Raw genomic sequence first — 18,253 nt, forward strand, 5'->3', positions numbered from 1 at the left:
CGCCTTCGAGGTCGCGCTCACGCCCGCGCTCGGCCTCGACGATTCGATCGAGGACGGCGGTGTATCTGGTTCCCATTAGCCCACGGTACGCGCAGGAACCACATCAATCGCGGGTGAGGGGCGGCCGGGGTCGATCAACGCGTCCGCGTCGCCGCCGTCGTCGCTGCCGCGTTTCCGCTCGAGCAGTTCGGCCGCGTCGGTCGGCCCGTCGCGTTCGGTCGTCACCGACACCGTTTCGCCGCCGTCGTCGACCGTGAACACGACGTCGCCGTGCACGCCGGTCCAGTAGGTCTCGATACCGCGCTCGGCGAGGCTCTCGAGCACCTCGTCGTGGGGATGGCCGTACTGCGACTCGAGCGCGCTCGAGATGACGGCGACGTCGGGATCGACGGCGTCTAAGAAGGGGTCGCTCGAGGAGGTCGACGAGCCGTGGTGGCCCGCCTGATAGGCGTCGGCCGCGAGGGCGTCGCCGTACGCGTCGAGCAACCGTCGCTCCGTCGTCCGTTCGATGTCGCCCGTCGTGAGGTAGGTAAATTCCCCGTACTCGAGCGAGAGGACGACGCTGTTCTCGTCGACGCCGTCGCTATGGCGTTCTTCGGGCGGGTTCAGGACGGTCGCCTCGAGGGTCGCGTTACTTCCATCGGGACTCTCGAGCGGCAACTGATCGCCCGCGACGACCCGGAACAGGTCGACGTCGTATTCTTCGATTGCGTCGAGGTAGTTTTCGTAGGTGGCCGTCGTGTGTGCGACGCCAGAGTCGTAGACCGCGCCGACGCCCTCGCCCTGTTCCTCGAAGTGCTCGATGACCGCCGGGTGGCCGCCGATGTGGTCCGCGTGGCCGTGGGTCGCGATCAGCTGATCGATGCGCTCGATCCCCTGCGCCTCGAGGTAGTCGATGACTTCCTGACCGTCGTCGCGCCAGTCGCCCGTATCGATCAGGATCGTCTCGTTGGCCGGCGTGACGATCAGCGTCGAGTCGGCCTGGCCGACGTCGATGTGGTGGATCTCGAGGTCGCCCGCGGCGTCGACGGTGGCGGCGTCCGAACCGGAATCGGCGGACGTACCGGGATCGACGCCGCCGGCACAGCCCGCGAGAACGACTGCGAGTCCGACGGCGACGACGATGGAAGAACGTTGCACGTTCCCCACGACGCCCTCGCGGGATATGGTGGTTCGGAGCGATCGGCTTTCCGACCGGTAGTCCCGTTGAGACGTCTCGGTGCGAAAAGAGCCGCAGTCGGTCGGCAGGGCGTCAGGTTAGACGGCGCCGCCCTCGAAGCTCGTCTCCGCGTGGAGCTCGTCCTTCAGGGCGTCGTGGACCTTGCAGAGTTCGAACGCGCGCTCGATGATCTCCTCGCCCGTCTCGTCGTCGACGTCGGCCTCGACGCGGACGTCGAACTCGATCGACTCGAGTTTGTCGTCGTCGTTTAGCTCGCCGGTGATGTCGATCTCGATCTGGCCGAGGTCGTCGGCGCCGCGCTGCTGCCCGCCGACCCGGAGCGCGGGGACGTAACAGGAGCCATAGGCGGCCAGCAGGCTCTCGAGCGTGTCGGGCGCGTCCTCGCCGTTGGCGTCGATCGTCGTCTCGAAGTCGCGGATCTCGTTCGTCGCGCTGTATCCCTCCTCGGATACCGTGGTGACTTGCTTCGCCATAGCAGGCGGAACGTCCACGGGCGGCGCTGTAAACGTTTGGTGGCGACGCACCGTCACCGGCGGCGATACCGCTACCTCGCGGTTGGAGCGAGCGCTCCGGTCGGTCGGTACCTCGAGCGGTCGAGCGAAAACCGATCGAGCTACGGGACGAGGCGGACCGCGGACTCGCAGACCTGCGAACCCGCGCCCACTCGAGTCAACGAATCCGCGAACCCGAAGGGCGATTCGAACCGTCGGCGCTTCCGGACGGGGTCGGGTCCGGAGCCGGGCCTGGGACTGACGCCGAATCAGGACTCGAGTTCGAACGGCTCGTCGGCCTCGAGGACCTGCACCTCGGCGTCGCTGCCGGCCGCCTTGACCTCGCGCTCGAAGTCCGCCGGATCCTGCTCGATCGGCGGGAAGGTGTCGTAGTGCTGGGGCAGCGCGTAGTCGACGTCGAGCCAGTCGACGGCGATGGCGGCCTGCTGGGGCCCCATCGTGAAGTGGTCGCCGATCGGCACGGCGGCGGCGTCGGGCTCCAAGTACGGACCGATGACGTCGCGCATCTCGGTCATCAGCGCGGTGTCGCCGGCGTCGTAGAAGGTCGTCGACTCCTCGTCGGCGATCTGCGTGGGCTTGGTGTCCGAGATGACGAAGCCGGTCGGCATGCCGGCGTCGATGTCGTACTCGGTCATGATCCCGTTGGTGTGGTCGGCACGGTGCATCGTGACGTAGGCGTCGCCGCACTCGACGGTGCCGCCGATGTTCATCCCCATCCCGCCGACGGCGTCCTCGAAGCCGAACTCGTCCTCACAGTAGGAGACGAGTTCCGGCGTCGCGACCAGTGTCGCGTCCGAGAACTCCCCGGCGTGGGAGATGTGGTCGGCGTGGCCGTGGGTCAACAGCACGTAATCGGGCGTCTCGACGTCCGACGGCTCGAGATCCGTCTTCGGGTTGTCGAAGAACGGGTCGATCAACAGCTCGGTGTCGCCAACGGTGACGTGCCACGTCGAGTGGCCGTGCCAGGTGAGTTCCATAGCGTTCGAACGTTGACCCGAAACGGACTTAAAACTGGGTGCGAGGGCAGCGATTTCCGCGGGAACGGGCGGCGAAACGGTACCGAGCCGCAGGGGTGCCCCGTCCCGATTTCGAGATCGACGTAACTAATTTTCTCACCTCAATTATCGTATAAAACGTACACGATCACCACCATTTATGGATCGCCCATCGCAACGGTAGCAAGCCGCACGCGTACCGACACACCGCGCATGCGGCCGGTCGCAGTTCGCGCTTGCGATCGCTCGAGCGGCGACGAGAGTCAGGAGCAGTCACGCTCGTCGGACGTCGTTTCAGGGGGCTCGAACGCGACGACGATATCCGGGCCGCTCGACCGACACGACACGGCGGTCCGCTCCCGACATCGGCACCGACGCGCCGGGACCGACGATGCCGTGTCGTTTTTTACGTCGAACACGTACGCCGGGTATGCTCGCGCTGACGCTCGAGGACTTCATGGTAGAGCTCAACGAGGGATCGATCAAAAACGTCGGCCCGAAGAACAAGTCGGCGACGGTCAAGCTGTTCGACGTCGAGTCCGCCGAGGCCCGGGAGTTCGGCGACAAGCGCGTCAAACTCGTCTTCGAGGACGAGGACGAAAACGAGATCCAGGTGTCGCTGTTCCCCGAGCAGGTCCGCGAACTCGCCGACGGCATCGCCGAACTCGAGGAGGAGTCGCCGGCGTTCGACTGACGACGGCGGGAGACCGCCGGTCGGGACGGGACCCGAACGGATCGTCCGCAATCAGCGGCCGCCACCCGCGACGTGTCGGCCGACCGACGGACGCATTTCGACAACCGTTTTAGGGCGAACCTGCTTGATCCGAATAGATGGGTAACTGTATCATCTGCGGCACATCCGTCGACGGGAAGATCTGCGAGAGCCACGAGGAGGACGCGGTCTTCGAGTTCCGCGGCTCCTCGCCCTCGCAGCTCACCCCCGGTCGCTACTACCGGGGCACCGTCGACGGCTACGCCGACTTCGGCGTCTTCGTCGACGTCGGAGATCACGTCACCGGCCTGTTGCACAGAAGCGAACTCGACCAACGCCTCGAGAGCCTCGACTGGGAACCGGGCGACGAAGTCTACGTCCAAGTGCTCGACGTACGGGACAACGGCAACGTCGACCTCGGCTGGTCGATCCGCCAGCGCGAACGCGAGTTCCGCGGCAAGCTGATCGACACGGGCGACTCGGAGGTCCTCCCCGAGGAGTTCGACGACGGGACCGAGGAGTCGGGCGCGTCCGAGTCGGACGAATCCGACGAATCAGACGATCAGTCCCAGGCTCAGTCGCAGGCCCAGGAAAGCGACGCCGAACAGCCGTCGCCGGACGTCGAGGCCGGCGAGCTCCAGGCGGCCGCCGACGACACCGGTCCGGCCGACGAACAGCCCGCGACCGCGAGCGCGACCGCCGCCGGCGGCACCGTCGCGGCCGAGTCCGCGACCGCCTCGACGGCGGCCACCGACGACGCGGCCGACGCCGAACCGACCGCCGAGGACGCGCCGCTCAAGCGGACGACGATCGACGCCATCGACAACCAGGTCGGTAGCGTCGTCCACCTCGAGGGCGAGATCACCGGCATCCGCCAGACCAGCGGCCCGACGGTGTTCGAACTGCGCGATGAGACCGGCACCGTCGAGTGCGCCGCCTTCGAGGAGGCCGGCGTCCGCGCGTACCCCGCCGTCGAGATCGACGATGTCGTCGCCCTCGAGGGCGAGGTCGAGCGCCACCACGGCGACCTCCAGATCGAAACCGAGTCCCTCGAGGTCCTCGACGGCGAAGACCGCGAGGCCGTCGTCGACCGCCTCGAAAGCGCCATCGAGCGCGAGGCGCGACCGACCGAGATCGAGTTCCTCGCGGACCACGACGCGGTCACCGCCGTCGAGGACGAACTGCTCGACGCCGCGACCGCCGTCCGCCGCGCGGTCATGGAGGCGCGACCGATCGTCGTCCGCCACGGCGCGACCGCCGACGGCTACGTCGCCGGCGCCGCCATCGAACGCGCCGTGCTCCCGCTGATCCGCGAGAAGCACACCCGCGAGGACGCGGAGTACCACTACTTCGAGCGCCGACCGCTCGACGGCCGCGTCTACGGCATGGACGCCGCCACCGACGACGTCACCTCGATGCTCGAGGCCCGCGACCGCCACGGCGAGCAGCTGCCGCTGATCGTGCTCGTCGACGCCGGCGCGACCGAGGAGTCGGTCGACGGCTACGAGTTGCTCGACCTCTACGACGCCGAGGCGCTCGTCATCGACGACAGCCGTGCCGACGCCGAGATCGCCGACGCCGTCTCGGTCGCCGCGGCCCCCTCGCTGGCGGGTGCGGACGTCTCGGACGTCACCTCGACGGCGCTGGCCGCGAACGTCGCCGCCCACGTCAACGGCGACGTCCGCGACGACCTCCGGCACCTGCCCGCGGTCAGCTACTGGGAGAACGCGCCCGAGGCCTACCTCGAGCTCGCGACCGAGGCCGGCTACGACGAGACCGCCCTCTCGGAGCGCCGGGAAGCCGTCGCGCTCGAGGCCTACTACCAGTCCTACAAGGACAAGCGCGAGCTCGTCGCCGACCTCCTGTTCGACGACGACGGCGACCTCGCGGCCCACGTCTCCGAGCAGTTCCGCGCGAAGCTCGACACCGAACTCGAGACGGCCCGTGAGAACCTCACGACGGAGGAAGTCGACGGGATCACGGTCGCCGTCCTCGACACGTCGGCCTTCACCCACCGCTACAACTTCCCGACGACGACGATGCTGCTGGACGAACTGCACCGTCGCCAGCGCGACGAGGGGCCGTTCGTGACGCTGGGCGTCGGCGACGACGAACTGCACGTCCGCGCGACCGAGTCGCTGAACGTCCGCGACCTCGGCGCCGCCATCGAGGCGGCCGCGCCCGAGGCGGGCGTCCGCGTCGTCGGCGGCGAGGACGGTCACATCGAGTTCCTGCCCGGCGAACGGGCCGCCGTCCGCGACGCCGCGCTCGAGGCGCTCGACGAGACGCTCGCGTAACTCGCGCTCTTCTCCGTCGTCCGTGCTCGTCCGATAGCGATGGCGCTGCGATTCGTACGGCTGCGTCTTCGCGCTCGAGGGGCCTTCGCGGCCCGTACGGCTACGTCTCCGCGCTCGAGGTGCTGCGAGGAGGGGAGTCCGTGCGGAGCAAGCGGGATCGAACCGCGACCGGAATCGCTCAGTCGTCGTCGGTCGCTTCCGATCCGGTTCCGGTCCCGGTCCCAGTGCCGGTTTCGGATCGGGACTCGGAGCGCTCGCCGCGCTCGACGGCCGACGGGTCCGGCCAGGTGACGGTCCCGAGGAACGGGATGCCGATCCGCTCGGCCGCGCGGGCGATCATGTGCGCGCCGGTCGGGACGGTCAAAAAGAGGAAGGCGATGCCCAGCAGCGCGGTCAGGCCGTCGCCGCCGGGGCCGAACTCGACGAAGCCGGCCAGGAAGATCGCGGCGGTGCCGAGCGTCGTGGGCTTGCTCGTGGCGTGCATCCGGTTGTAGACGTTTGGCAGGCGCAGCAGGCCGATCGTCCCGACGGTCAGGAAGAAGACCCCGACGACGACGAGCGCGAGGATGACGACATCGTGGATCATTCGATCACCTCCCCTTCCGTGACGAACTTGGCGACCGCGACGGTCGCGATGAAGCCGATGATCGCGAGGACGAGGCTCACCGTGAGAAAGAGCCCCCGCTCGGTCTGCAGCGCGAACAGCACCGCGATCGCGACGACGTTCGTCGCGATGGCGTCCAGCGCGACGACCCGATCCGGATTCGTCGGCCCGCGGATCACGCGGTAGCTACAGAGGACACAGAGCGCGCTCACGATCACGACGGCCGCGCGGATCGCCGTCTCGAGCACCGCCGGATCGGTGGCTTCACTCATCGTCGACACCTCGCCGTTCGCGATCCGCGGGTTTGTCGGTTTCACTCCCGGCCGCGTTTCGGCCCCGGCCCTCCTCCGCACCGTCCCCGCCGTGGTGCCGTTCCCCGCCGGAGACGACGATTTCCGGCGGCGCGTCTTCGGGCGAGGCCGCCTCGTCGAACATCTCGAGGGCGTAGTCCTCCCAGGTGCGGATCGGGGCGGCGATCGCCGCGGGGTCGCGGCCGTCGACGGCGTGAACGTAAAGCGCGTTCGTCTCCGCGTCGTAGTCCAGCGTGACGGTGCCGGGCGTGATCGTGACGCTGTTGGCCAGCAGCGTGATCGCGACGTCGGTCTCGGCCCGCAGCGGCACCAGGATCACCTCGGGCTCGATCGGCATCCCCGGCGCGAGCACCCGGTAGACCATGTCCACGTTCGCCCGGACGATCTCCCAGGCGAACGCCGCGAGGTAGAGCCCGGCGTACGGCAGTGCGCGCACGCCTCGGCCGAGATCGATCCGCTCGGCGTACAGCCGGCGGAAGACGAACGCGATCGGCAGGCCGACGACCAGCCCCTCGAGGAACTGCCCGAGCAGGGACAGCGGCTCGAGGCCGATCCCGCGGACGAAGATCCACAGGACGGCGAAGCCGGCGCCGGCGACGGGCCAGGTTTTGACCTTCATCAGTGGTCACCTCCCGCTCCGTCGGCGGTCTCGAGTTCGCTCGCGTCGGCCGGATCGACGGCGTCGACGTACGCGTCGGCGTCGACCGCGGCGTCGGCGGCCGCCTCGGCGAACTCGTAGACGGGCTGGAAGCCGACGCCGACCAGCACGATCGCCGCGGCGAGGGCGACGAGGACGGCCAGTTGGACGGGGTCCGGCGTCGCGTCCTCGACCGGCGGCGTTCGGCTCCCCCAGAAGCTCCGGTTCCACACCCGCGTGGCGTACGCGATGGTCAGTAGCGATCCGACCAACAGGAGGACGATCACGGACGCCGTCTTCGCTCGAGCGGCCGCGTCGAAGACGAGGAACTTCCCGAAGAAGCCCGACAGCGGCGGGATGCCCACGAGCGAGAGCGAGGCGACGAAGAAGGGGATCGCGAGCGTCGGCGAGCGGCCCGCCAGCCCGCCGAGGTCGGCCAGTCGGCTCGTGCCGGCCGCCGAGCGGATCGTTCCGACCGCGAGGAAGAGCAGCCCCTTCGCCAGCGTGTGGTTGAGCGCGTACACCAGCGCGGCGACGAGCGCGAGGTGGCGCAATTCCCCGCTCGCGGTCGCCGCGATCGCGACCGGGATCGCGATGAACCCGACCTGGCCGATGCTCGAGTAGGCGAGCACGCCCTCGATCGAGTCGCGGCCGACGGCGCCGACGCCGCCGACGAGGATGCTGGCGGTCGCCATGACGAACAGGGCGGCGCCGACGAAGACCAGCGGCGAGTCGCCGGCGATGCCGACGCCGGTCCCCGGAACCGTGAGGTCGACGGCGATCGGCGCGCCGGCGAACACCGTAAAGGAGAGGCGGATGATCGCGTAGATGCCGACCTTCTTGGTCGCGCCGGCCAGCAGCGCGCTGATCTGTGGCGGCGCGGCGCGGTAGGCCGTCGGAATCCAGAACTGGAAGGGGACGAGGCCCGCCTTGATGGCGAACACCGACAACAGGAGGGCGTAGAGCCCGAGGGCCGCCTCCGGTTCGATGCCGAAGGCGGCGGGGTCGGCCAGCCGCCTCGAGAGGTCGGCCATGTTGAGCGTGCCGGTCACGGCGTAGATGCCGCCGACGCCGAGCAGGAAGACGGCGCTGGCCAGCAGGTTCAACGAGACGTACCAGAACGCGGCGCGGGTGTGCTGGGGGCCGCCGTAGTAGGCGACGAAGACGTAACTCGCCATCAGCATCACCTCGAACCAGACGAACAGGTTGAACAGGTCCCCGGTGAGGAAGGCGCCGGTGACGCCCAGCGCCAGGAAGTGAAAGATCGGGAAGTAGTAGCTCCGGCGGTCGATCTCGGGGAGCATCCGCGTCGAGAAGACGAGCGACGCGATCCCGAGGACGGCGACCATCGTCAGCATGAACGCCGAGAGGCCGTCGACGACCAGCGTGATGCCGACGGGGGCCACCCAGTCGCCGACCTGGTAGGTCGCGATCCCGGGCGCGTCCGGCGCGAGGACGACGTACCAGTCGATCGCCGCGACGACGACGGCGTAGGCCGCCCCGCCCGCGAGGCTGACGCCGATCCGGACGCGGGGCCAGCGGCCGAACAGCAAGCTGGCGACGGCCGCCACGAGGACGACCAGCATCGGTGCGATAACCAGTTGCGACTCGGCGCCGTTGGGCGCCGCCGCGAGTGGCAGCGCCGGTACTGTGGCCGTCGCGTTCGCGTTCGCCGCGTGGGACAGTGCAGACAGCGTCATTCGCGATCACCCAGTTCGGAGACGTCGAGCGTGTCGTGTTCCTCGTAGACCCGGTAGGAAAGCACCAAGGCGAAGGCGGTCATGCCGAAGCCGATCACGATCGCCGTCAGCACGAGCGCCTGCACGAGCGGGTCCGCGACGCCGACCGGGACGTGGACCTCATGGCCGTGGCCCTCGAGGACCGGCACGGTCCCGGCGGTCCCCTCCGCGATGCCGCCCATCGCGAGCAGGTAGACGTTCGCGGCCTGGCTGATGATCGCCAGCCCCCAAACGACCCGGATCAGGTCCCGCCGGAGCAGCAGGAAGGTCCCGAGCGCGAACAGGGCGCCGATCACCGCCGCGAGGACGACGGCCGTCATTCGGCTCCCACCACCGAGAGGATCGTGAGCAGGCCGCCGACGACCACGCAGTAGACGCCGAAGTCGAACGCCAGCGCGCTGGCCACCTCGACGGTGCCGTAGATCGGCACGTCCTCGAACACCCAGTAGGTCTGGGAGAGGAAGGGCAGATCGAACAGCAGCGGCACGAAGCCGCTGGCGACGGCGATCGCGAGGCCGTACTCGAAGATCCGGCGGTAGGCCACGACGACCCGGTCCCGCGAGGGTTCCTTGCCGGGTTCGACGTCGCGCCCGAGCACGCCGCGCTCCAAGAAGTCCAGCCCGAAGGCCAGGTAGAGCACGGCGAAGGCCGTCACCGTGAGCACGCCGCCGATGAAGCCGCCGCCGGGGAGGTTGTGCCCCTCGACGAACAGTGCGACCGCGACGACCAGGATGATCGGGACGATCGCCCGCGCGGTCGTGCGCATGATGACGGTGGTCATCGGTTTTCACCTCCGATTTCGGTTTTTCGGGGCGGTCCGTGCCGGTTGGAGGCCCCGTCTCGAGTCGATCGGTGTCGGTTCCGTCTCATTCGTCGTCACCTCGAGCGTAGGCGGCGGTGTCGGTGGTACTCGTCCCGTCGGTCCCGTCGGCTCCGGTTTCGTCGGAACCGCTAGCGGCACCGCCGGAACGCATGACGATCAGCGTCAGGATCGAAATCGCGGCCAGCGAGACCACGACGAGTTCGCCGAGCGTGTCGAAGCCGCGGAAGTCCACGAGGGTGACGTTGACGATGTTGGTGCCGCCGCCCCGCGGGACGGCCCACTCGGCGTAGGTCTCCGCGATGACCGTGTTGCCCTCGGGGCGAGCGTCGGTCGCGACCAGCACCGTGACGAACGCGGTGGCGCCGACGGCGACGGAGACGACGGCGTCGCGGGCGTACTCGCCGAGGCCGACCTCGTAGTACTCGGGAATCTCCTCGATCACGAGCAGGAAGATCAGCAGGACGAGCGTCTCGACGACCAGCTGGGTCAGCGCGAGGTCCGGCGCGCTGCCGAGGATGTAGAAGATCGCGACCATGAAGCCGAGAATCGAGAGCGTGAGCACGCCCGCGACGTGAGAGTCGGACGTGACGACCGCGAGCCCGGCGGCGACCGCGACGAGCAGCACGAGCGCGACCGCCGGCGGCGCGTCCGGGCCGATTCCCGTGGCGGCGATGGCGTCCGTCGCGGCGAAGCCGGCCAGCGCGAGCGCGGCGGTGCCGAGGAGCGTCCACGTCGCGTAGGTCCGCAACAGGCCGTTGTGGACCCGCGAGCCGAGCCACGCGCCCGCGCCGGTGAGGTTGCCGACGACGGCGTCGTACCACCAGTTCGCGCTCGTCGGCGGCGCGGACCGCGGAATCGCGCGGATGCCCTCGTGGAGCCGGTCGTAGAAGGGGAACGCGAGCACGCCGGTGGCGATGGTGACGGCACTCATCGCGGCCGCGGGTGAGTACGAGGTCGGAATGCCGACGTGCATCTCGTGGGGATCGACGGCCGTCGCGTCGACGCCCGACTGGACGATCGCGTCGACCGCGAGCTGGGGGCGGACGCTGACGACGGCCGCCAGCAGGGCCAGCACGGCCGGCGAGGCGAGCAGCGTGACGCGGGGCCGATCGACGTGCCCGAGCGCGTCCGGCCGCTCGCCGACGAACAGCGAGAGGAACTTCAGCGAGTAGAGCACGGTGAAGACGCTCCCGAAGACGGCGACGGCGGGGTAGAGCCAGCCCAGCATCCCGATGTCGTGGTAGTGGCTCGCCTCGACGGCCGCCTCGAACAGCAGTTCCTTCGAGTAGAAGCCGTTGAAGGGCGGGATACCGGCCATCGAGAGCGCGACGACGACCGTCATCGCCGCGGTGATCGGCAGGTCCCGCCGGAGGCCGCTCAGGTTCGCTATCTCCCGCGTGCCGGCCTCGTGGGCGATTATCCCGGCGATCAGGAACAGCGCGGCCTTGAACAGCGCGTGGTTCAGCAGGTGGAAGACGCCGGCCTCGGCGCCGTAGACCGAGGTGAAGCCGAAGCCGGCGATCATCAGCCCGAGGTGGCTCGCGGTCGAGTACGCGAGCAGTTCCTTGACGTCCGTCGACGCGACGGCCGCGACAGCGCAGACGGTCATCGTCGTCAGGCCGAGCGTCGCGAACAGCAACAGCCACTCCTCGCCGACGAGCAGCGGCCGGACGCGGCCGATGAAGTAGACCCCGACCTTCACCATCGTCGCGGAGTGGAGGAACGCCGAGACCGGCGTCGGGGCCGCCATCGCGTTCGGCAGCCAGAAGTGGACCGGCACCTGCGCGGACTTGGTCCCCGCGCCGACCGCCAGCAGGAGGAGGACGGGGACGAACAGCCCGCGTTCGCGGAGTCCTTCCTGCATGGCGTCGGGGTTCTCGAGCATCGCGACGAGGTCGAACGTCGCCGACGGGCCGACGGCGTCACCGGCGACGATCGACAGCATGAGGAGGCCGACCAGCAGGAAGAGGCCGCCGCCGACGGTGATGAACATCGCCATCCGGGCGGCGTACTTGGAGGACTCATCCTCGGTGTAGTGGCCGATCAGGACGAACGAGCAGAGGCTCGTGAGTTCCCAGAAGAGGAAGATCGCGACGAGGTCGGCCGCCAGCGCGACGCCGATGATCGATCCCATGAAGGCGAGCAGGGCGGCGTAGAAGCGCGTCAGTTCGGACTCGCCGTGCATGTACGCCGGCGAGTACAGAAAGATGAGGGTCCCGATGCCGCTCGCGAGCAGGGCGAAGAGGAGCGCCCAGCCGTCGACGTAGAACCGCATCGCGATCTCGAGCGACGGGATCCAGGCGACGTCGACGGCGCCCTCGGTGCCGTACTGCGAGGCGAGCAGGCCGAAACACGTCAGCGCGACGGCGGCGCCCGCGTAGCCGACGTACTCGCCGAGGAATCGGTGAAGGAGGGGCGCCAGCCCCGCGGCTGCGAACGGCAGCGCGACCGCCAGGAGCACGAACGAGAACTCGGGGGGCACGTCTGCTATTGTACACACAGGCCTAATTTAACGGTTCGGCACGAATACGCGACGGCGAGAATCGACGGGCCGGACGCGGACGCTCCCGGGCCGCATTCATCGCGGCGCCGACCGGCCGCTCGAGGCCCAGTCGCGACTCCGACACGCTTATTCGCCGCGACCGACCAGAATCGTGTAGTGAGTACCGAGACGCCCGATTCCGACGATCCTACGGAAACCGAAGCCTTCCGGCAGGTCTGCGAGACGCTAGTCGACCGGATCCTCGCGGGCGAGATCGAGCGCGACGAGGTCGAGAAGGCCAAGCTCGAGGCCTGCTCGGAGCACTCGGCGCCCAAGGTGCCGAAAAACTCCGAGCTGCTCGACTACGCGCCCCAGGAGCACCGCGAGGACCTCGAGGCGGTGCTCCAGCGCAAGCCGGTCCGCACCGCATCGGGAGTCTCGCCGGTCGCGATCATGACTTCGCCCGAGCGCTGCCCGCACGGGAAGTGTCTCTACTGTCCCGGCGGCCCCGACTCGGAGTTTTCCTCCTCCCAGAGCTACACGGGCGAGGAACCCGCCGCGGCCCGCGGCGTCCAGAACGATTACGATCCCTACGGGCAGGTGACGCTGCGCCTCGAGCAGCTGCGCGAGATCGGCCACCCCGTCGACAAGGTCGAACTCATCCTGATGGGCGGCACCATGACCGCCCGCTCCCACGACTACCAGGAGTGGTTCGTCAAGCGCGCCCTCGAGGCGATGAACGACTACGACGTCGACAAGGAACCCGAACCGGCCGAGGGCGAGAGCTTCGCCCAGGACCCCGAGGAGTACGAGTTCAAGTACCTCGAGGACGTGATCGCGGAAAACGAGACCGCGGACGTCCGCAACATCGGGACCACCTTCGAGACCAAGCCCGACTGGTGCGACCCCGAGCAGATCGACCGGATGCTCGATCTCGGCGGGACGAAAGTCGAGGTCGGCGTCCAGACCACCTACGAGCGGGTCAACCGGGAGATGCACCGCGGCCACGGCGTCCAGGAGTCGATGGACGCCAACCAGCGGCTGCGCGACTCGGCCTTTAAGGTCGGCTTCCACATGATGCCCGGCCAGCCCGGGATGAGCAAGGAGATGTGTCTCGAGGACTTCCGGCGCATCTTCGAGGAGGAGGCGTGGAAGCCCGATTATTTGAAAATCTACCCGATGCTGATCGTCCGCGACACGGCGACCTACGACTGGTGGCACCGCGGCGAGTTCGAGCCGCTGGGCAACGACGAGGCCGCCGAACTGATCGCGGAGATCAAGGACATGATCCCCCGATACACGCGCCTCCAACGCGTCCAGCGGGACATCCCCGCGGACTTCATCGACGCTGGCGTCTGGAAGTCCAACCTCCGGCAACTGGCCCGCCAGCGCATGGAGGAGCACGGCTGGTCGTGCGACTGCATCCGCTGTCGCGAGGTCGGCATGAACGACGAGGAACCCGAGGACGTCGAACTCGACGTGATGACCTACGACGCCTGCGGCGGCACGGAACACTTCATCTCCTTCGAGGACTTCGACAAGGACCTCCTGATCGGCTTCTGCCGGCTGCGGTTCCCGTCGGATCCGGTCCGTCCGGAACTCGAGAACGCCGCCCTGGTCCGCGAACTCCACGTCTACGGCAGCGAAGTGACCATGGGCGAAGAGGGCGAGACGGACCAGCACCAGCACAAGGGCTACGGCCGCCGACTGATGGAGAAGGCCGAGGAACTCGCCGCCGACGCCGGCTACGACAAGGTCAGCGTCATCTCCGGGATCGGGGCCCGCGAGTACTACCGCGAGAAGCTGGGGTACCATCAGGACGGACCGTACGTCAGCAAGCGGCTCTGACGGTCGGGACGCCGTTTTTCGCACCTACCGCAGTCGCTACCGCTCCGACGGATCCTTCTCGTACGCTTGCAGTCGCTCGTACTCGTCGTCCGTGATCGGCAGAACAGTGCCATGCTTGAACCCGTACGGGAACGAGACCTCGAGGGTAGACGGGTTACGAACGGTCGGCTGCGTCCTCGAACGCCGCCTTCGCGCGCCGGCCGCCGCGCTGTAGGTAGTCGATGTCGACGCCGGCCAGCACGAAGTCGAAGCCGCGGTCGACCCACCGCTCGATCTCGTCCTCCTCGAACGCGAGCGTCGCGACCGGTTTGTCGACCGCGTGGCCCGCCTCGAGCACGCGGTCGACGGCCTCGAGGAACTCGTCGCTGTCCGTCTCGCCGAATAGATCGAGCGCGGCCGAGAGATCAGCCGGGCCGACGAACAGCCCGTCGAGGCCGTCGACGGCGGCGATCTCCTCGACGTTTTCGAAGCCGGATTCGGTCTCGATCTGGGCGAGCGCGAGGGTCTCGTCGTTGGCCCGCTCGAGGTGTTCGGGGAAGGCCTCGCCGTACTCGGTGCCGCGGCCGTAGCCGACGCCGCGGACGCCCTCGGGCGGATAGCGGGTCGCTTCGACGAGGTTTCGGGCGTCCTCGGCCGAATCGATCATCGGCGCCATCACGCCGTCGACGCCGGCGTCGAGGGTGCGCTTGATCTCGGTCGGATCGTTCTCCGAGAGGCGGACGATCGTTCCGGGATCGGTCGCCGCGTCCGCGGCGTCGACCGCTCGGGCCATCGCCGTCACCGTCTCGATCGAGTTCGTCGAGTGCTCGGCGTCGATCATCACCGCGTCGAACGCGAGCTGGGCGCTGATCTCGGCGATCGCCGGATCGCTCAGAGCGACCCACGTGCCGACGAGCGACTCCCGATCGCGGAGCTTCGAGACGAACGTCATGCCGAAGCGTTGGCCGATCGGCGAGAAAAGGCCACCGGTGGCGGAAACGCAGGCGGGCGACGGTCGAGTCCGAGCGCGTCAGAAGCCGAGGTCGTCGTCGATCAACACCAGCTGCGTGCGGTCGTCGACCTGCTCGTGCTCGAGCGAGACCAGTTTGCCGATGACGCTGCCCTGCCCATAAACCTCCTGCGCGCGGGCATCCTCGAGCGGGAGCGCGTACTCGCGGACGCGTTCGACGGCGGCCGCCCAGTCGGACTCGATCTTGTTCGTCCCGGCGACGAGGACGAGCGACTCGGCGCCGAACGGCCAGGCGCCGACGGCGTTGCCCAGCGCGTTCGCGCCGAGGATCTCGCCGCTCTCGGCGATGGCGTTCGCGCCGTCGAAGAAGACGTCGGCGGTGGTCGCCTCCCGGCGACGGGCGGACCGTTCCTCGTCGTCCTCGATCTCCGCGAGCGCGTTCCCGACGTAGTCGAAGCCGTCGGCGTCCTCGAGGACGTCGGTGAAGCCGATCTCCTCGAGGGTCGTCGAGTGGCCGTCCATCACCTCGGCGCCGTCGGGGATCTGGTCGACGAGGTGCTCCCGGGCCGCGTCGCCGTCGTCGAAGACGTGGACCTCGACGTTTCGCTCCTCGACGTTCGAGACGACGGTCTCGAGGGTCTCCTCGTCCGGCCGGTCGTCGAAGCGGTCGGGATCGACCTCGAGGTCGTCGACGAAGTCGTCCTTCGTGTAGTAGTCGGGTGCCATCTTCGTCGCGAGGGATTCGCCGTCCAGGCGAATCAACGACGGGCCTGAATACGTCTGTGACGCACCGCTCAGACCGCCAGCACGGTGTCGACGATCAGCATCAGGGCGAAGCCGACGACGAACGCCGCGGTCGCGGTGTCGGCGTAGCCGTGGCCGTGGCTCGAGGGGACCAACTCGCGGAAGACGACGGCGATCATCGCCCCGGCAGCGAAGCCGGCCGCGACGGGGAACAGGTCGGCGACGAGCGCGACCAAGAGGAAGCCGACGGCCGCGGCGATCGGCTCCGGAACGCCGCCCGACAGCGTCGTGTACAGCAGCGTCCGCGGGCCGGAGACGCCCGCCCGGACCGCGGGGACGGCCATCGCGAACCCGTCGGGAACGTTCTGGACGGCGATCGCGGTCGCGATCGCGAGCCCGAGCGCCGCCTCGCCGCTGGCGAAGGCGATGCCGACGGCCAACCCCTCGGGGACGTTGTGAATCGTGATCGATCCGCCCACGAGCGCGGCCCGGCGGAGGTCGTCGCCGAGTCCGTCGTCGGTCGGTCCCGTTTCGACGCGCTCGGCGAGCGTCGGCAGGTCGCCGGCCGGATCGCTCACCGCCGTCCCCTCGACCCGCTCGCCGGTAAAATGGACGTGAATGTGGGGCAGGAGGGCGTTGCTCGCGAGCAGGAAGCCGCCGCCGGCGACGACGCCCGCGACGACCTCGAGCGGCGAGCCGAGCTCGAGCCCTGGGAGCACGAGCGCGAAGACGGCCGCGCCGATCATGATTCCCGAGGCGAGGCCGAGCGAGCCGTCGTAGACGCGGTGACTGATCCGATCGGTGAGCAACAGCGGGAGCGCGCCGATCCCGGTCGTGCAGCCGGCGATCGTCGCGACGACGAGGACCTCCTCGAGCGACGACATATTGTTCCGTTCGGAGCCGACGAACAAACGTCTGCCGGCTCTCGGCAGTCGTTTCGACCGCTGTGCGCCGGTCGAAAATATTATCGAGGGCGAAATAGTTTAGCCGGGCCGTGCGAAAGCGAGGGCAATGTCGTCCGTACGCTTCGAGAACGGGAAGCGAGTCATCCGGAACTGGGACCGGGTATTCGAGGCCGTGTCCGCCGAGCCGCGGCGCCAAATCATCGTCTCTCTGTCGGACGTTTCGCCGGACGGATCGGTGCCGCTGCCGGAGCGCGCGATCAACCCGAACGCCCCCGCCGATCCGGAACCCTTGCGGCGCGACCTGTTCCACCGGCACCTGCCGCTGTTAGCGGACTACGAGTTCGTCGAGTGGGAGGCCGAGCCGCTCGTCGCGAGTCGCGGCCCCCGGTTCGCGGAGGTCGCGGCCGTGTTCGAAGCGCTCCAGTCGTCCGCCGTAGCGCTTCCCGACTCGCTGGTGATCGGCTGTCAGCGACTCGAGCAAGAACGGCAGTTCGACGATCGGTAGTGATCGGCCGCAGTTCGGGCCGGTTGGCGGTCGCCCGCGGCTCGGAGCAGTTCGCCGAGTCCCCTCCCCGACCGCGAACGCGGCTCGATCGGGCGTACGGAGACGGAAACGGAAACCGGGGCGACGCTCAGTCGATCGTCAACTCGAGTTCCAGCAGCCCCAGATACGAATCGGCGTTGCCGCTGGTGCGGAACTCGGTCGGCGTCGAGTCGACGAACCGGTAGAATTCGTTCTGCGTGGACGGGACGGCGGTGGTACCGTCCTCGCGGCGGAGGTACGCGGGCGCGTTGGTCTGGCGGAGCTTCTCGGCACGCTCGGTCCAGTCCTCGGGGCCGTAGAGGAAGACGCCGAACGAGAACCGGCCTGCGGTCAGCGCGTCGTGTTTCGTCTCGAACTGGTCGGCTTCTTCGATGCGGTACTCCTCGTCGCTCACCCAGGCGAGCGCCGCCACGCCCTGGGTCATGAGGAGGTAGAAGTCCCACGAGACCGTCGCGTCGAAGACGGCCCACGCGTTCCGCGGGCCGACGGTATCGACCTCGAGGCTGAACGCGGGCCGGCCCCGCGAGCCGGTCGGCTCGTGGACGAAGGTGGCGTCGTAGCCGGGGACGCGGATCCCGCGGTCGTGGTAGACGATCCCCTCGGGCTCGACGGGGAACGGGTTCTCCGCGGCGAGTTCGTCGACGAACTCGAGGACGCGAACGCCGCCCTCCGCCTCGAGGCGCTCGAGGAACGACGGGAGCCGGTGGACCTCGGCCCAGGGACGCTGGTTCGGCGCGCTCATCGTCTAGCGACCTCCGCGGGCGGGAGCGGCGGTTCGAGCGGCGGGCGACGTCCGGACTCGCGTCGGCGGAACGCTCGTCTCGGCGACGATCGTGTGCATAGTTGTCCGAAACGGTCGGATTCGGATTAGGCTTTCTGACCTCGGGCCGCCGGCACCTACTGACTCGGCCGCGATTCCGTCCGGCCGGTTCGGCGCCGTCGACCCGGGACGCAGAGCGACACGCCTTTTT

At 68.7% G+C, this 18,253-nt stretch carries 18 protein-coding genes; 4 read left to right on the plus strand and 14 right to left on the minus strand.

The window, feature by feature from the left end:
• Positions 1-75: 75 nt before the first annotated feature.
• The 3 genes from ACYQ26_RS09705 to ACYQ26_RS09715 all read right to left on the minus strand — a co-directional run bounded on the left by ACYQ26_RS09705 (position 76) and on the right by ACYQ26_RS09715 (position 2,669).
• The gene (locus ACYQ26_RS09705; protein WP_459808694.1) at positions 76-1,140 is read right to left on the minus strand and encodes a ComEC/Rec2 family competence protein; all 1,065 of its coding nucleotides are present in this window, start codon (positions 1,138-1,140) and stop codon (positions 76-78) included.
• A 117-nt stretch (positions 1,141-1,257) separates the two neighbouring features.
• Positions 1,258-1,653 (minus strand): OsmC family protein, encoded by a 396-nt coding sequence (locus ACYQ26_RS09710; RefSeq protein WP_459808695.1) that lies wholly within the window; start codon positions 1,651-1,653, stop codon positions 1,258-1,260.
• 287 nt (positions 1,654-1,940) lie between these two features.
• Positions 1,941-2,669: a metal-dependent hydrolase gene (locus ACYQ26_RS09715; protein WP_459808696.1), complete on the minus strand. Its 729-nt coding sequence runs from the start codon at positions 2,667-2,669 to the stop codon at positions 1,941-1,943.
• Between the two features lie 448 nt (positions 2,670-3,117).
• Between ACYQ26_RS09715 and ACYQ26_RS09720 the strand changes: the two genes are divergently transcribed.
• Both ACYQ26_RS09720 and ACYQ26_RS09725 read left to right on the plus strand, forming a co-directional pair.
• On the plus strand, positions 3,118-3,381 hold the full coding sequence (locus ACYQ26_RS09720; protein WP_459808697.1) for a hypothetical protein: 264 nt from the start codon (positions 3,118-3,120) through the stop codon (positions 3,379-3,381).
• 137 nt (positions 3,382-3,518) lie between these two features.
• Positions 3,519-5,696, plus strand: coding sequence for a DHH family phosphoesterase (locus ACYQ26_RS09725; protein ID WP_459808698.1), 2,178 nt, complete (start codon positions 3,519-3,521; stop codon positions 5,694-5,696).
• Between the two features lie 178 nt (positions 5,697-5,874).
• On the opposite strand, the gene mnhG is transcribed toward ACYQ26_RS09725, so the two are convergent.
• The 7 genes from mnhG to mbhE form a co-directional block, all read right to left on the minus strand.
• Positions 5,875-6,282, minus strand: a complete 408-nt coding sequence (gene mnhG, locus ACYQ26_RS09730) for a monovalent cation/H(+) antiporter subunit G (RefSeq protein WP_459808699.1) — start codon at positions 6,280-6,282, stop codon at positions 5,875-5,877.
• Positions 6,279-6,572: an MrpF/PhaF family protein gene (locus tag ACYQ26_RS09735; RefSeq protein ID WP_459808700.1), complete on the minus strand. Its 294-nt coding sequence runs from the start codon at positions 6,570-6,572 to the stop codon at positions 6,279-6,281. Before ACYQ26_RS09735 ends, mnhG begins: the two co-directional genes overlap by 4 nt.
• Positions 6,565-7,230: a Na+/H+ antiporter subunit E gene (locus tag ACYQ26_RS09740; RefSeq protein WP_459808701.1), complete on the minus strand. Its 666-nt coding sequence runs from the start codon at positions 7,228-7,230 to the stop codon at positions 6,565-6,567. Before ACYQ26_RS09740 ends, ACYQ26_RS09735 begins: the two co-directional genes overlap by 8 nt.
• The gene (locus tag ACYQ26_RS09745) at positions 7,230-8,834 is read right to left on the minus strand and encodes a complex I subunit 5 family protein (protein ID WP_459810738.1); all 1,605 of its coding nucleotides are present in this window, start codon (positions 8,832-8,834) and stop codon (positions 7,230-7,232) included. Before ACYQ26_RS09745 ends, ACYQ26_RS09740 begins: the two co-directional genes overlap by 1 nt.
• A 110-nt stretch (positions 8,835-8,944) precedes the next feature.
• Positions 8,945-9,307, minus strand: a complete 363-nt coding sequence (locus ACYQ26_RS09750; RefSeq protein WP_459808702.1) for a sodium:proton antiporter — start codon at positions 9,305-9,307, stop codon at positions 8,945-8,947.
• Positions 9,304-9,768, minus strand: coding sequence for an MnhB domain-containing protein (locus ACYQ26_RS09755; RefSeq protein WP_459808703.1), 465 nt, complete (start codon positions 9,766-9,768; stop codon positions 9,304-9,306). The genes ACYQ26_RS09750 and ACYQ26_RS09755 overlap by 4 nt, the downstream gene beginning before the upstream one ends.
• An 85-nt stretch (positions 9,769-9,853) precedes the next feature.
• Complete coding sequence (mbhE, locus tag ACYQ26_RS09760; RefSeq protein WP_459808704.1) at positions 9,854-12,292, minus strand: hydrogen gas-evolving membrane-bound hydrogenase subunit E; 2,439 nt, start codon at positions 12,290-12,292, stop codon at positions 9,854-9,856.
• 177 nt (positions 12,293-12,469) lie between these two features.
• Here mbhE and ACYQ26_RS09765 point away from each other — a divergent pair, with 177 nt between their 5' ends.
• Complete coding sequence (locus ACYQ26_RS09765) at positions 12,470-14,140, plus strand: tRNA uridine(34) 5-carboxymethylaminomethyl modification radical SAM/GNAT enzyme Elp3 (protein WP_459808705.1); 1,671 nt, start codon at positions 12,470-12,472, stop codon at positions 14,138-14,140.
• Positions 14,141-14,294: 154 nt separating this feature from the next.
• On the opposite strand, the gene ACYQ26_RS09770 is transcribed toward ACYQ26_RS09765, so the two are convergent.
• The 3 genes from ACYQ26_RS09770 to ACYQ26_RS09780 form a co-directional block, all read right to left on the minus strand.
• Positions 14,295-15,071 (minus strand): HpcH/HpaI aldolase family protein, encoded by a 777-nt coding sequence (locus ACYQ26_RS09770; protein WP_459808706.1) that lies wholly within the window; start codon positions 15,069-15,071, stop codon positions 14,295-14,297.
• Positions 15,072-15,149: 78 nt separating this feature from the next.
• Positions 15,150-15,815 (minus strand): lactate utilization protein, encoded by a 666-nt coding sequence (locus ACYQ26_RS09775; protein ID WP_459808707.1) that lies wholly within the window; start codon positions 15,813-15,815, stop codon positions 15,150-15,152.
• Between the two features lie 68 nt (positions 15,816-15,883).
• The gene (locus ACYQ26_RS09780) at positions 15,884-16,717 is read right to left on the minus strand and encodes a ZIP family metal transporter (protein WP_459808708.1); all 834 of its coding nucleotides are present in this window, start codon (positions 16,715-16,717) and stop codon (positions 15,884-15,886) included.
• 127 nt (positions 16,718-16,844) lie between these two features.
• Between ACYQ26_RS09780 and ACYQ26_RS09785 the strand changes: the two genes are divergently transcribed.
• Complete coding sequence (locus ACYQ26_RS09785; protein ID WP_459808709.1) at positions 16,845-17,243, plus strand: hypothetical protein; 399 nt, start codon at positions 16,845-16,847, stop codon at positions 17,241-17,243.
• Between the two features lie 127 nt (positions 17,244-17,370).
• Here the strand turns inward: ACYQ26_RS09785 and ACYQ26_RS09790 are convergent, their stop codons facing one another.
• Positions 17,371-18,024, minus strand: coding sequence for a hypothetical protein (locus ACYQ26_RS09790; protein ID WP_459808710.1), 654 nt, complete (start codon positions 18,022-18,024; stop codon positions 17,371-17,373).
• Between the last annotated feature and the right edge of the window lie 229 nt (positions 18,025-18,253).

This window comes from Halopiger thermotolerans, from assembly GCF_054654555.1.

Bases quoted from the DNA above. Each gene is read 5' to 3' on its own strand.
- ACYQ26_RS09775 (WP_459808707.1), bottom strand. From the start codon at position 15,815: ATGGCACCCGACTACTACACGAAGGACGACTTCGTCGACGACCTCGAG.
- ACYQ26_RS09710 (WP_459808695.1), bottom strand. From the start codon at position 1,653: ATGGCGAAGCAAGTCACCACGGTATCCGAGGAGGGATACAGCGCGACG.
- ACYQ26_RS09750 (WP_459808702.1), bottom strand. From the start codon at position 9,307: ATGACGGCCGTCGTCCTCGCGGCGGTGATCGGCGCCCTGTTCGCGCTC.
- ACYQ26_RS09770 (WP_459808706.1), bottom strand. From the start codon at position 15,071: ATGACGTTCGTCTCGAAGCTCCGCGATCGGGAGTCGCTCGTCGGCACG.
- ACYQ26_RS09740 (WP_459808701.1), bottom strand. From the start codon at position 7,230: ATGAAGGTCAAAACCTGGCCCGTCGCCGGCGCCGGCTTCGCCGTCCTG.
- ACYQ26_RS09780 (WP_459808708.1), bottom strand. From the start codon at position 16,717: ATGTCGTCGCTCGAGGAGGTCCTCGTCGTCGCGACGATCGCCGGCTGC.
- ACYQ26_RS09735 (WP_459808700.1), bottom strand. From the start codon at position 6,572: ATGAGTGAAGCCACCGATCCGGCGGTGCTCGAGACGGCGATCCGCGCG.
- ACYQ26_RS09745 (WP_459810738.1), bottom strand. From the start codon at position 8,834: ATGCTGGTCGTCCTCGTGGCGGCCGTCGCCAGCTTGCTGTTCGGCCGC.
- mnhG (WP_459808699.1), bottom strand. From the start codon at position 6,282: ATGATCCACGATGTCGTCATCCTCGCGCTCGTCGTCGTCGGGGTCTTC.
- ACYQ26_RS09725 (WP_459808698.1), top strand. From the start codon at position 3,519: ATGGGTAACTGTATCATCTGCGGCACATCCGTCGACGGGAAGATCTGC.
- ACYQ26_RS09720 (WP_459808697.1), top strand. From the start codon at position 3,118: ATGCTCGCGCTGACGCTCGAGGACTTCATGGTAGAGCTCAACGAGGGA.
- ACYQ26_RS09790 (WP_459808710.1), bottom strand. From the start codon at position 18,024: ATGAGCGCGCCGAACCAGCGTCCCTGGGCCGAGGTCCACCGGCTCCCG.
- ACYQ26_RS09715 (WP_459808696.1), bottom strand. From the start codon at position 2,669: ATGGAACTCACCTGGCACGGCCACTCGACGTGGCACGTCACCGTTGGC.
- ACYQ26_RS09785 (WP_459808709.1), top strand. From the start codon at position 16,845: ATGTCGTCCGTACGCTTCGAGAACGGGAAGCGAGTCATCCGGAACTGG.
- ACYQ26_RS09755 (WP_459808703.1), bottom strand. From the start codon at position 9,768: ATGACCACCGTCATCATGCGCACGACCGCGCGGGCGATCGTCCCGATC.